This window comes from Methanobrevibacter woesei, assembly GCF_003111605.1.
GTDB classification, from domain to species: domain Archaea; phylum Methanobacteriota; class Methanobacteria; order Methanobacteriales; family Methanobacteriaceae; genus Methanocatella; species Methanocatella woesei.
On the sequence record NZ_MZGU01000004.1, the window covers coordinates 60,036 to 72,987 of the forward strand.

The 12,952-nt window shown below is 29.2% G+C and carries 17 protein-coding genes; 13 read left to right on the forward strand and 4 right to left on the reverse strand.

The window, feature by feature from the left end; translation table 11 throughout:
- Window positions 1-10: 10 nt before the first annotated feature.
- Both MBBWO_RS02675 and purB read right to left on the reverse strand, forming a co-directional pair.
- Window positions 11-862 carry a hypothetical protein gene (locus tag MBBWO_RS02675; protein WP_116669350.1) on the reverse strand — a complete coding sequence of 284 codons (852 nt, stop codon included), beginning with the start codon at window positions 860-862 and terminating at the stop codon, window positions 11-13.
- 12 nt (window positions 863-874) lie between these two features.
- Window positions 875-2,230 carry an adenylosuccinate lyase gene (purB, locus tag MBBWO_RS02680; protein ID WP_116669351.1) on the reverse strand — a complete coding sequence of 452 codons (1,356 nt, stop codon included), beginning with the start codon at window positions 2,228-2,230 and terminating at the stop codon, window positions 875-877.
- Window positions 2,231-2,408: 178 nt separating this feature from the next.
- On the opposite strand from purB, the gene MBBWO_RS02685 reads away from it, so the two are divergent.
- The 3 genes from MBBWO_RS02685 (at window position 2,409) to MBBWO_RS02695 (ending at window position 5,632) form a co-directional block, all read left to right on the forward strand.
- Window positions 2,409-2,612 (forward strand): helix-turn-helix transcriptional regulator, encoded by a 204-nt coding sequence (locus MBBWO_RS02685; RefSeq protein ID WP_116669352.1) that lies wholly within the window; start codon window positions 2,409-2,411, stop codon window positions 2,610-2,612.
- Complete coding sequence (locus MBBWO_RS02690) at window positions 2,613-3,338, forward strand: DUF4013 domain-containing protein (RefSeq protein ID WP_116669353.1); 726 nt, start codon at window positions 2,613-2,615, stop codon at window positions 3,336-3,338. It abuts the gene before it with no gap.
- A 239-nt stretch (window positions 3,339-3,577) separates the two neighbouring features.
- Window positions 3,578-5,632 carry a Coenzyme F420 hydrogenase/dehydrogenase, beta subunit C-terminal domain gene (locus MBBWO_RS02695; protein ID WP_116669354.1) on the forward strand — a complete coding sequence of 685 codons (2,055 nt, stop codon included), beginning with the start codon at window positions 3,578-3,580 and terminating at the stop codon, window positions 5,630-5,632.
- Between the two features lie 12 nt (window positions 5,633-5,644).
- Here the strand turns inward: MBBWO_RS02695 and MBBWO_RS02700 are convergent, their stop codons facing one another.
- A complete protein-coding gene (locus MBBWO_RS02700; protein ID WP_165807917.1) occupies window positions 5,645-6,133 on the reverse strand; it encodes an HD domain-containing protein in 489 nt (162 codons plus the stop codon).
- Entirely contained in the window at window positions 6,120-6,563 is a 444-nt protein-coding gene (locus tag MBBWO_RS02705; RefSeq protein ID WP_116669355.1) for a hypothetical protein, read from the reverse strand. The genes MBBWO_RS02700 and MBBWO_RS02705 overlap by 14 nt, the downstream gene beginning before the upstream one ends.
- 143 nt (window positions 6,564-6,706) lie before the next feature.
- Between MBBWO_RS02705 and MBBWO_RS02710 the strand changes: the two genes are divergently transcribed.
- The 10 genes from MBBWO_RS02710 (at window position 6,707) to MBBWO_RS02755 (ending at window position 12,937) form a co-directional block, all read left to right on the forward strand.
- Window positions 6,707-6,913, forward strand: coding sequence for a helix-turn-helix transcriptional regulator (locus tag MBBWO_RS02710; protein WP_116669356.1), 207 nt, complete (start codon window positions 6,707-6,709; stop codon window positions 6,911-6,913).
- Window positions 6,906-7,331: a DUF2178 domain-containing protein gene (locus MBBWO_RS02715; protein ID WP_165807918.1), complete on the forward strand. Its 426-nt coding sequence runs from the start codon at window positions 6,906-6,908 to the stop codon at window positions 7,329-7,331. Before MBBWO_RS02710 ends, MBBWO_RS02715 begins: the two co-directional genes overlap by 8 nt.
- A gap of 118 nt (window positions 7,332-7,449) precedes the next feature.
- Window positions 7,450-8,184 carry a proliferating cell nuclear antigen (pcna) gene (pcn, locus tag MBBWO_RS02720; protein ID WP_116669358.1) on the forward strand — a complete coding sequence of 245 codons (735 nt, stop codon included), beginning with the start codon at window positions 7,450-7,452 and terminating at the stop codon, window positions 8,182-8,184.
- Between the two features lie 57 nt (window positions 8,185-8,241).
- Window positions 8,242-9,123 (forward strand): DNA replication complex subunit Gins51, encoded by an 882-nt coding sequence (locus MBBWO_RS02725; protein WP_116669359.1) that lies wholly within the window; start codon window positions 8,242-8,244, stop codon window positions 9,121-9,123.
- Between the two features lie 250 nt (window positions 9,124-9,373).
- Window positions 9,374-9,652, forward strand: a complete 279-nt coding sequence (locus tag MBBWO_RS02730) for a 50S ribosomal protein L44e (protein WP_116669360.1) — start codon at window positions 9,374-9,376, stop codon at window positions 9,650-9,652.
- 10 nt (window positions 9,653-9,662) lie between these two features.
- Window positions 9,663-9,842, forward strand: a complete 180-nt coding sequence (locus MBBWO_RS02735; protein WP_116669361.1) for a 30S ribosomal protein S27e — start codon at window positions 9,663-9,665, stop codon at window positions 9,840-9,842.
- A 63-nt stretch (window positions 9,843-9,905) separates the two neighbouring features.
- On the forward strand, window positions 9,906-10,700 hold the full coding sequence (locus tag MBBWO_RS02740; RefSeq protein WP_116669362.1) for a translation initiation factor IF-2 subunit alpha: 795 nt from the start codon (window positions 9,906-9,908) through the stop codon (window positions 10,698-10,700).
- Window positions 10,701-10,725: 25 nt separating this feature from the next.
- A complete protein-coding gene (locus tag MBBWO_RS02745; protein ID WP_116669363.1) occupies window positions 10,726-10,893 on the forward strand; it encodes an RNA-protein complex protein Nop10 in 168 nt (55 codons plus the stop codon).
- Window positions 10,894-10,909: 16 nt separating this feature from the next.
- On the forward strand, window positions 10,910-11,683 hold the full coding sequence (locus MBBWO_RS02750; protein WP_116669364.1) for a proteasome assembly chaperone family protein: 774 nt from the start codon (window positions 10,910-10,912) through the stop codon (window positions 11,681-11,683).
- A 66-nt stretch (window positions 11,684-11,749) separates the two neighbouring features.
- Window positions 11,750-12,937, forward strand: coding sequence for a TIGR00375 family protein (locus MBBWO_RS02755; RefSeq protein WP_116669365.1), 1,188 nt, complete (start codon window positions 11,750-11,752; stop codon window positions 12,935-12,937).
- Window positions 12,938-12,952 lie beyond the last annotated feature (15 nt).

Sequence of the window (12,952 nt, forward strand, 5' to 3'; positions counted from 1 at the left end):
ATTAGTCAATTTATTCATTGACTAATTCTATTTTTAATTTTCCAAGTTTTTCTGATAAGAAATTATAGAATATAGCTATAAGGGCCATTACTATTATTCCACCAATAAGTCCACTTACTGTATATGCTACAATATTAAGATAACTTCCAGATATGACAGCAGTTATAATTCCAGTTACAAGACCTATAATAAGGGAGATTACTCCATATATTAATGCAGTACTTTTAACATCAATTGATTCTAAGGAAGTTATTTTATCTTCTTCATTTAATTTTACTTTTGCTCCATATCCTTTTGCTGCAAGTAAATTGTAGATAGATGCGCTAATTAAAGTATAAATGCAGGTCATAATAAATATGCCTAAAATATAACCGATTACCATTGCTGGGCTGGTATAAAGCATTGCTACACTATAAAGTGCGGTTGCAACCTGTATTTGACCTGCAAGCATCATTACTTGAACTATTGTACTTAAAATTAATGGTACAACAAAGACAGTCATTAAATAAATGATTATTGAGAAGATAGTGCATATAATAGCTAAATTTATTGCAGTAGGTGTTGTTGCAATTTTACTTATGGTTCCATCATCTTCTATTGAAAAAGAGATTGGATTGATTCTTTTTGCAAGCCAGTTATAAATAGAAGATTGGGTAAAATAACTAAAAATGCAAAAAGCAATTGTTCCAAAGATAATTGTTGATGCAATTGATAAAAATGCAACAAAAGATGATGAACTAACAATTCCTACTATTATTAAGAGGATAATAGCTAAAATTATTGAAAAGAGTACTTGAACTCCAGTTCCAATAATTGTAGCAGAAGCAACATCTATTGATTTTAATGTTTTTAAATTACTCATATTATTTCATCTCTATTCATTGAACCATTCTTTTGATTTTTCAATTAATTCATCTATGATGATTTGTGATGAACCAATGTATGTGTGAGGATCCATAATTTCTTCTACATCTGCTTCTGTTAAGAATTTGGAAACTTCCTCATCTTGAAGAATTAGATCTGAAAGTAATAATTTTTCTTTATTTGCTTTAATAGCATTTTTTCTTACAATTCCATATGCAGTTTGTTTTCCCATACCTTTTCTTGTAAGTTCAGCCATTAATCTTTCAGCCATTATTAAACCATTAGTTAAATTAAGGTTTCTTTCAATGTTTTCATCATAGAATACAAGATTGCTCATTAATTTAATGGTTAAATTAAGAATATAATCAGTTAAAATACAGCTTTCAGGGAACATTATTCTTTCACAGGAAGAGTTAGTTAAATCTCTTTCATGCCAAAGTGGATTGTTATCTAATGCTGCATTTACATAAGATTTGATAATTCTTGCAACACCACAAATACGTTCTGCTGTGATAGGATTCATTTTATGTGGCATGGTACTACTACCCATTTGTTTTTCTGGGTCGAAGTATTCTCCAACTTCCATAATTTCAGTTCTTTGTAAACTTCTGATTTCTAAACCTATTTTATCTAATGTACTTGCGATATTTGCTAATACCATGATAAATTCAACATGATTGTCTCTTTGTACAACTTGATTTGTGATGGTTGCAGCTGGAAGACCTAAAATTTCAGCTACTTTTTTATGTATTTTCCATCCATCTTCACCAAGAGCAGCTGTGGTTCCAACAGCACCATCCATCATTGCTACACAAACATTTTTCTCAGCATGTAATAATCTGTCATATTGTCTGTGGAGTTCATCAGCCCAAATACCAAATTTCATACCGTAAGTTGTTGGAAGTGCATGTTGGCCATGTGTACGTCCAATAGCTACTTTTGCTTTATTTTCTTCAGCTAATTTAAGTAATAATTTGGTTAATCTTATTATTTTTTCTTTTAAGACTTCAATTGAGTCTCTAATAAGTAATGAGTTTGAACTGTCAACAACATCGTTGGAAGTTGCACCAAAATGAACATATTCTCCTGCATCATTTTCACAAACTTCACCAAGCCCTTTAACAAGAGCTCCAATATCATGTTTTGTTTGAGCTTCAATTTCATTTACTCTTTCTAATTTTACATAATTAGTATTTGCTTTTGATGCAATTTCGTCTGCAACTTCTTGGGGGATAATCCCAAGTTCTCCTTCAGCTTGAGCTAATGCAGACTCTACATCTAACATTCTTTGTAATTTATTTTCGGATTCCCAAATATTTTTCATTTCAGGAGTACCATACCTAAATTCAATAGGATGTATTGCCATATTATCTCCTCTATTTTTTTTCAATTAAGTTTGTAATTAACTTTATATTAATATTAATTCTATTATAATATATAACTAATTTAATTATTCTCACAATTTAGTTATCTTTAAATATTATGTAATATATATTTTACATAGATTGCTATATTTGTATAATTAATGATATATGGTGATTTTTTTGAAAACCAATATTAAACAATTGCGTCAAGAAAAAGGATTAAGTCAACAAGAGCTTGCAAAATTGGTTGGTGTTACTAGACAAACTATAAATGCTCTTGAAAATGCAAGATATAATCCTTCTCTTCTTTTGGCATATAATATCACAAAAATATTGGGTGGAGAACACATAGAAGATGTTTTTATTATAAGTGAGGATGACTAAATGATTTTAGAAATATATAAAGATGCTTTTGGCTATGCATTGAAAGATGGATCTACTCTTTTAAAATTAGGTGTACTTTCATTATTTAGCTTTTTAATCATTCCATTCATCTTTTTATTGGGTTATGAATATAGGATAATTAAAACTGCAACTGAAGGAATGATTAATGGGAATGAAACTTTACCAGAATTTAATAATTACACTACTATGTTTAAAGATGGACTAAAAGTTTTAGCAGTGTCAATTATTTATATCTTAATATCTGTTGTAATATTCTTGTTATTATTCTTTATAGGTCTTACAACTAATATGGAGTCAATAATAGTTCTTGCTTTCATTGCATTGATTATATTAAATATTATTTCATTAATATTTTCAGCTTTGGCTGTTACTCATATGGCTGCTAACAATGGATCTATAAATGCAGCATTTCATATTCGTGAATTAAAAGATATAATGCAATCTATTGGTGTTTTAAAGTTAGTTGGTTCATACTTTGGAATATTTTTAATTAGTGCAGTAATATCTTTTGTTGTATATGTATTTGTATTTGCGGTTGTGGGTATTTTAGGATTTGCTGTTTCTTATGTCTATGTAGATATTGTTCCTGCTTTCATATGGGCTTTGTCTATTATAGTGGACTTATTTGTAGCACTTGTTGTATGGCCGTATTTAAACATATTTTCATGCCGTTCCTATGGTTTGATTTACAATTTAAGAGAATAACTGCGGGCTAAAAGATTGTTGCAATTAAAATAGTAATTTAAATAAGGTTTATTGTAACTAATCTTTTCTTCTTTTTTTTATTTGAGTATTCTTATTAATTATTTGTTTAATATTTTTTTAAAAAAATAGAATTTTTTTATAATTTTTCAATTTAATTGAATTTATTTTCCAAAATTTAGCTTTTTATTTAAATTATATATGGAATAAACGTCATATAATCTATTAATAAAGGGATTTTTATGTTAGAAAATATTTTCAATCTTTTTGATAAAGATTATGATTCTAAGAGTCGTAAAGAAATATCAAAAGAAATTAAAGACACAATATTAGTTGAGGCTAAAAAATTGGCTTCTGAAAGGGGTTCTGAGTTATCTGATGCAATTATTGATGAAGTGTCTCGTAGAATGATAGCTACTGGAGGTTATTTGCAAAAATTTACTTCTCCTGTAGACTGTAAGTGGAAGCTGGACTCAATTGTTGATAATGAATTCTGTGCAAAATGTGGTTCTTGTGAAATTGTCTGTCCTAATGACTTAATTGAATTTGATGAAAAACCACATTTAATTGGACAATGTAAGCGTGATGGTCATGGAATGTGTTATGAGGTCTGTCCTCGTGTTACTTCTGGTGGACATCAAATTAGTATAAGAGAACAATTCTTTGAAGAATATTACTATGGGAAAGGATCTATTAAAGGTCAAGATGGTGGTGTAGTCACTTCCTTCTTATCTTATCTAATTGAAAATGGAAAAATTGATGGTGCAATCGTTGTTGGTGATAATGACTGGAAACCAGTATCATTTGTTATCAAAGATAAAGAAGCATTAAAAGACACTTCAAAATCAAAATATGCGATTTCACAGTTATCTGCTTTAAAAACTGCTGGGGATATGGGGCTTGAAAAAGTAGCTGTTGTAGGGCTTCCATGTCAAATCGAAGGTTTAAGAAAAGTTCAATATCACCCATATTTGGCAAAACATGGTGCTGAACTTGGATATGATGGAAAAGCTGTTAATTTGCCAGAAATTGAATATTTAATTGGATTATTCTGTACTGAAAAATTTAATTTTGAAACTATCGAAAAAATTTTAGGTGAAAATGAAATTTTAATTCAAGATGTTGTGAAATTTGATGTAACTAATGGTAAATTCATTATCGAAACAGCTGATAAAACTGTTAAAACACCTGTTAAAGATATTGAAATGGCTTCTGGATGTAAATTCTGCCGTAATTTTGATGCGGACTTTGCAGATATTTCAGTAGGTTCTGTTGGAAGTGATGATGGTTATTCTACTGTCATTATTAGAACAGAAAAAGGTAATGAAATTAAAAAAGCTATTGACCTTAAAGAAGGCGTAGACTTGGAAGCTATTGATAAACTTAGAAACTTTAAATTAAATAGGTTTAAAAAAGTTATTAATGAAAGATATGAAAATAATGAGTTTATTTCCTACTACTGGAATGATCGTTCAGGTGGAATGGGTTTAAGAGCTGATGGAAATTACTTTATTAGGGTAAGGGCAAAACCTAGTGGATTTTATGATGTTGAGGATGCTGAGGTTATCAACGAATTAGTTAGAGAATATAATGGAAAACTTAAATTAACCAACAGGGGAGGCTATGAAATTCATGATATAAAGCCTATTGATGTTGAAGAGATTATTTCAAAACTTGAAGCTAATAATCTTACAACAGGTTCTGAAGGGCCTTTAGTTCGTGCAACTTTAGCTTGTCCGGGTGCTCATAATTGTGCATTGGGTCTTATTGAGACTACTCCTCTCTGTTATGAACTTGAAGAGAAATTTACTGAATTCCCATCAAATTATAAATTTAAAATAGCTATTAATGGATGTCCAAATAAATGTTCAAGGCCACAATTGCATGATTTTGGTATAAATGGTGTAAAATTCCCAACTACAAATCCAGATAAGTGTAATGGTTGTGGTCGTTGTTTAGATGTCTGCAAAGTAGAAGCTATTGATATCAGGGGAGAAATGTCTTATACAAATTACACTCATTGTATAGGTTGTGGAAAATGTTTCAATGCTTGTCCACATGATGCAAAAGAAGTTAAATTTGAAGGATATGATCTCTTCGTTGGTGGAAAATCTGGTAGGGAAGTTGTTGAAGGAATTAAATTATGTGCAGATTCAGCTGATGAAATTGCAGAGTTAATTGAAAAAGTAATTACTGTTTACAATAGGTTAGCTATTAAACCTCAAAAAGAAAGATTAGCTTCTACAATGAAAAGAGTTGGTCAAGCCAGATTTATGGAAGAAGTATATAAATTATAGGAGTTTAAACTCCTATATTCCATATATTTTTTTCATTAGTTCTTTACCTGTTTTTGTTTTGAATATTTTATTGTATACATTATTTTGTACTTCTTTTGAAGATGATTCCTCTTCTAAATTAACTAAGAAATCAGCTTCAATTAATATTTGAAGAGAAAGAGAATCAATATTGTTATAACTATGATGATTGGATATATGGTGGTTTATTTTTTCAATGTATTTTTTTGAATAATTTAAGCTAGTTAATATTTCACTAGCGACAATTGGCCCTTCTTTTTCTTGTAATTTTCCTGAAGTACTATTGTATTTGATTTCGCAGTTTTTTATTCCAATATCATGTAAAATAGCTGAAGATTCTAAAATAAACTGTGTTTCATCATTTAAATTCTCACATTCTCCAATAAGTTTAGCATATTGGTGGACTTTTATACTGTGAGTGATTCTTTTTATATCTCCAGCATTGTAGTTTATCATTTTTAAAAGTAATTTATTGATTATCATTGTTTTTTAATAATTCATCCTGATTTCTATTAAATTCAATAACAATAAGTTTAATTTCTTTGCTTGTTAAGTAAGGTATTTGTTCTGTTAATTCTTTTTCCATTTCTTTGTTGATTTTTTTCCTTTCTTCAACATATTCTGGATAATTTTCTTCAGTTAAATTTTTGATTAATTCTTTATTATAATTGGAATATTTTGTAACTAATGGCTGAATTACTCTGTCTATATCTTTTTCTAAGAGTTCATTTTCTTTTTTTGATTTAATCATGGTTTCAACAATTCCAACAATACATAATACTAATCCTAACATTACAATGATGGAAACTACAAATGTTAAAGTTTCATTATCTCCTGCAACAACATATGTAATAATCGCTATCATTAACAGGATTCCACCAACAAGTTTGAAATCTATATCTTTTAACTGCATCTTATTTCATCCTTCAATTATTCTAATTAAGATTTATTTTTATTGTTTATATATTATGCTAATTTATCATAGAAAAGTTTATTAACTATCAAGTGTAAAGTACACTTTACAGTAAAGTTAACTTTACATAGGTTGTGATCTTATTGAAAAATAATTTAGAACAACTTAGAGCTGAAAAATCTATAAGTCAAGTTGAACTTGCTGATGCAATGGAAGTTTCAAGACAGACTATTAGCTCATTGGAAAATGGAAGATATAATCCGTCTATTGTTTTAGCTTTTAAACTAGCTAAATATTTTGATAAAACAATTGAAGAGATATTTATTTACGAGGAAGATGAAAATGAGTGACAACTTCTTAAATAAAAAAATGAAATATGTGAAAGCCTACATAATTTTTGGAGTTATATTAATAGCTGCTAATTTTGGTTTGTCTTTCTTAAATGTGGATATTGGTGACTTTTGGCCAATAATGTTAACTACATGGGGAGCAGTGTTTATTGTAATGGGTATTGCTCGCTTTTTGCTATATAGAAATAAATCAGTATTAAAATTCTATAAAATTGCTGAAACTGATGAAAGAAATGAATTACTACGTGGAAAAGCAGGTTATGTAACATTTGTTTTTTCTATTATAGCTTTAGCTATTTGTAGTGTAATATTTGTTTCTATGGACTTAACTATTCCTGCATTAGTAACATTAATACTTTTACTTATCCAATATGCTTTATTTTCAATTTTAGTTTGGTATTATAGTAAAAAATTATAATGTTACTATTTAACTTTTTTTTTATTATTTTCAATTTAATTAATTTTATAAGTAATGAAAATAAAAATATTATTATTATCATATTACTTTTAGAAAATTGTTGAATAGAGGATTATGTATGTTCAAAGCGGAATTAAATAATTCTAATATATTAAAAACCAGTTTTGATGCTATTTCATCCATTGTTGATGAAGTACAGATTCAAACTGATAGTGAAGGTATGAGATTAGATGCCTTAGACCGTAGTCACATAACATTTGTACATTTAGAACTTAAGGCAAGTCTATTTGATGAATTCATATGTGATGAGCCTGAAAAAATCAATATCGATACTGATGAGTTCATGAAAGTTTTAAAACGTGCTAAATCTAATGATCGTGTTTTATTAACTTTAGATGAAGGTAATCTCATTGTTACTTTTGAAGGAGAAGCTACCAGAACTTTCAAAATCAGATTAATCGATATGGAGTATGATAGTCCTGTTCCTCCACAACTTGAACATCCAGTTAAAATTGAAGTTCCATTTGCACTTTTAAAAGATTCTATCAACGATATTGATATCTTCTCTGATAAAATCGCTTTAAGTGTAGATTCAGATAACTTTGTAGCTTCAGCTGATGGTGAGTTTGGAGATGCAAGTATTGAATATATTCATGGAGAAAAAATAGATACTGAAGTTAGATCCTCATTTTCACTTGAAAAAATTAGAGAAATGTTAAAAGCAGATAAATTCTCTGATATTGCAGAAATTAGGCTTGGAAATGATTTACCTTTAACTTTATCTCTTGAAATGGTTACTGGTGATGGTAAACTTAGTTTCTTATTAGCTCCAAGATTAGAATCTGATGATTAATTTCATCAAAAATTACTTTTTTATTTTTTAGTTAAGCTTTCTTAAGAGGGTTGTTAAGTGGATCAATTTTTTCAAACTTTACGTAAAATCCAGAAAAAAGAACGTAATAATGGTACTTTAGCGCGTGTTGAAGACACTTTTTACCAAGATATTCATAAATATTTGAATAACTTAAAAAAATCTGCAGGTGCTGATCCTTTTTCTAAAGAGTATAATCTTATTAAGGATACTCAAAGAGTAGCTACTGAAATTTGTGAAAGGAGAGAGCATAAAATTACTGATGCTGCTGTTATTAATATTCACCGTTCTTATCATTTATTCACTGGTAAACCTAAATTTGATTTAGTGGATACTACTCCTCTTAATTTAACTCCTGAAGAAGAAAAATTTTACTTTTCTTTAATTGACAAGTTAAAAGAGCATAGGAGCAATATTTCTCTTGATAAATTAACTGAAGATAAATCTGAGGACGTTGCTGAAAATACTGTGAAAGTACCTTCTGATTCTGTAAAGGTTGTTAGTGAAGTTGAAAAACCTAAAGATGATGTTTTAACTCATTTAGAAGAGATTTCTAATGCTGAAATTATTAAAGATGAAAAAGTTGAACCTATTGAAAAGCAGGTACAGGAAGCTAAAAATCAGCAGTTGAAAAATCAGTTTTCAAATCCTATCTCCAAACCAAAAGAAAAGGCTCCAAGAACTGATGGAGATGTTTATGATTTAATAAATCAGGAAGAGGAATTTGTTGATTTGGAATCTATAAAAACAGCTAAAGAAAGTGCATTAGTTACTTTACTTGTTTTTGATAATATTGATTCCATTATTGGTGTAGATGAAAAGATTTACGGGCCATTTTATCCTCAAGATATTGTTATTATGCCTAAAATTAATGCAAACATCTTTGTTAAAAATAAGAAAGGTCGCATTGTAAAAGCTTAAACTATTTTTTTTCCAATAACTTTAAATATATATTAAATACATATAATTGAATGTATCTATTTGTGATATTAAAAAATTATATCTTTTTATAATTTGGATTCTTGCTTTTAGTAAACTTGACCAGTTACTGTAAAGTTTTTATCTCTATTCTGTAAGATTTTTATAAATATTTAGATAAATTCACAGTAGATTTATTATAACTTAATTAATGGAACGCATTTTTGCGTATTAATAAAATAATGGTGGAAATATGAAAATACCAAAAGAAAAAAGAACTTACTGTCCACATTGTAGAAAACACACTATGCATGAAGTTCACACTGCTAAAAAAAGAAAAGCTAGTGAATTAAAATGGGGACAAAGACAATTCAGACGTGTAACTGCTGGATACAGAGGTTACCCAAGGCCTTTACCTGCTGGAAACAAACCAGTTAAAAAATTAGACTTAAGGTTAAAATGTAAAGAATGTGGAAAATCTCACATTAAAAATTCATTCAGAACTGGAAAACCAGAATTTGTAGCAAAATAGGTGATTTAACATGGTTAGTAAAGGTAGAGGAAATTTCTTAAAAGTAAAATGTTTAGATTGTGACAATGAACAAGTCATCTTTGACCGTGCTGCTTCTGATGTAAAATGTATCATTTGTGGTAAAACCATTGTCAAATCTCGTGGTGCTAAAGCTAAAATTATGGCACACATCGATAAAGTTTTAAACTAAATCTATAAGCTTTCTGCTTATATTTTTTCTAATTTTTTTTATTTTATTTATTTTGGTGATTAGATGGTAAGAAAAAGTCAAGAATGGCCTGATGAAGGAGAACTTATTGTAGGTACTGTTTATAAAGTTCTTAATTATGGGGCTTTCGCTAAACTAGAAGAATACCATGGAAAAGAAGCTTTTATTCATATTTCAGAAGTATCTTCTGGTTGGGTTAAAAATATTAGGGATCACGTAAGAGAAAATCAAAAGATTGTCTGTCGTGTTCTAAGAGTTAACCCAAAGAAAGGTCATGTTGATGCTTCATTGAAAAGAATCAGAGAGGATCAAAGAACCAAAAAAATCCAGCAATGGAAAATTGAACAAAAAGCTGAAAAATTCTTAGAATTAGTCGCCAAATCCTTAGATAAGACTCTTGATGCAGCTTACGATGAAGTTGGTTACGAGCTCATGGATAAATTTGGAGATATTTATGGTGCTTTTGAAATTGCTGCTGAAGAAGGTGTAGATTCTCTTTTAAATGAGGATATTAATGAAGAATGGGCTGAAGCTATTACTAAAGTAGCTAAAAAGAATATTACTCCTCCAGAAGTTCATATTAGTGGATATGTGGATATTGAGACTTTTGTTCCTAATGGAGTGGAAGTTATTATTGAAGCTCTTAAAGCTGCTGAAGACAATGGTGATGATGAAGAGGAAATCAAAGTACAATGTGTTGGTGCTCCTAGATATAGAATCACTGTTAAATCTACTGATTATCGTTTAGCAGAAAAAGCTTTAAAGAATGCTGCTGAAAGATGTATCGCTATTGTTGAGCAATCTGAAGGTAATGGTTCATTTTTAAGAGAATTAGAATAATTCTTTAATGTTTATGGTGTTCTTTATGAAAATGAAAATGAAGAGATGTAATGACTGCATGATATATACATTAAAAGATGAATGTCCAAATTGTGGGGCTTCAGTTAATGTAATTTACCCTCCTAAGTTTTCAATTGATGATAAATATGGTAAGTATCGCCGTATTCTAAAAAAAGAAGCCATGAACAAATAATTATTGGAGTATTGATATGAATCCTACAGAGATTAATATTTTAGAAGAAGTTGAATTAGATAATCCTATATTTATTGAGGCGCTTCCAGGTATTGGACATGTAGGTAAATTAGCTGCTGACCACATGATTGATGAGTTAGAAGCTACAAAATTTGCTGAAATATATTCATATTATTATCCTCCTCAAGTTTTCATTGGTGAGGATGGAATTATCAAAAACATGATTAATGAATTATATTATCTTAAAGATATTGGTGAAGATAATATTGACCTTATTATTCTTGTTGGAAATACACAAGGGTTATCTCCTGAAGGACAATTTGAATTATGCTCTGAAACTCTTGAATTTGTAAAAGGTTATGGAGTTTCTAAAATTTTTACTTTAGGTGGAATGGCAACTGGTCAGCAAACTAGTGAAAATCCTAAAGTTTATGGTGCAGCTACTTGTGAAGAAAATATTGAATCACTTAAAGAAGCGGAAATTGAAATCAGATCCAATGATGGAGGTATTGTTGGAGCTTCTGGTTTATTTTTAGGCTTAGGTATGCGTCAGGGAATTCATGGGTCCTGTTTAATGGGTGAAACTCCTGGTTTCTTTATTGATGCTGAAGCAGCTAGAGCTATTCTTGAGAAATTAGCTATTCTTTTAAATATTGAAGTTAACACTGATAAATTAGAAGAAAGAGCTGAAGAAACAAGAGAAATGTTAATTAAAGCTCAACAAATGGAACAAGATATTCTTAATAAAGCTGCTGGTAATGATAGAGATGATTTAAGATATATTGGATAATTTCCAATATTTTTTTTAACTTTTTTTTGTAAAATTTAATATATTAAATTAATCTAACATTTAGTCATGTTAGTTAATGCAGATTTTCATGTTCATAGCTGTTTTTCAATGGCTTCCTCTAAGGACATGTTAATAAAAAATATGGCTCCTAAATCAAAATTAAAAGGACTACAACTTTTAGGTACTGGGGATGCATTTCATCCAGGTTGGTTGGATATTATTGAGGAGTCAACTACTTATTCTGGAGATGGGATTTATTCTTATGATAATATGGATTTTGTTTTAACTACTGAAGTTGAAGGTAAAAGTAGAATTCATCATTTAATTATTATTCCAGATATGGATATTGCTCGTGAACTTTCAGATAGACTTGTTTCTAAAAATAAGACATCTGATGGTAGACCAAGAACTAAATATTCTGGTGCTGAATTATTAGAATTAGTTAAAGAATATGACTGTTTGATTGGCCCTGCACATGCTTTTACTCCATGGACTGGAATGTATAAATCTTATAATAGTATTTATGACTGTTATGGAACTGCTCCTGATTTTGTTGAGTTAGGCTTATCTGCAGATACATTTATGGCAGATACTGTAGCTGAACTTAAGGATTTTCCATTTTTGTCTAATTCTGATGCTCATTCTCCATGGCCTCATAGATTAGGTAGGGAGTTTAATCAAATAGAGCTTGAAGATATTTCATTTTCATCAATTAAAAAGGCAATTAAAAACAAGGATATTGTAAAGAATTATGGGCTTGTTCCAAATTTGGGAAAATATCATATGACTGCATGTACTAAATGCTATAAATTAATTGATCCTAACATAGCTAAAGAAAATAATATGAAATGTAGCTGTGGAGGAACAATTAAAAAAGGGGTTGATTTTAGAATCTCTGAGATAGCAGATTATAACGAACCTCATCATCCAAGTTTCAGGCCAGATTATATTCATTTAATGCCTTTAGCCGAATTAATATCCACAGTTTATGATAAAGGAGTCACAACTAAAACAGTACAGGGAAAATGGCAAAATTTAATTGATACATTAGGTACTGAAATTGATATCTTAATCAATGTAGATATTGATGATATTAAAAAAATAGATTCTTTAATAGCTAGTGGAATTGAAGGATTTAGAAATAAAACTCTTAATATTACTCCTGGTGGTGGAGGTAAATATGGTGAAATCTCTTTTGATAAAAAAATTAAGGAGAGAAAGGTAGCTAAAAGAACTACCTTGGACAATTTTTAATTTGTTTAAATAATT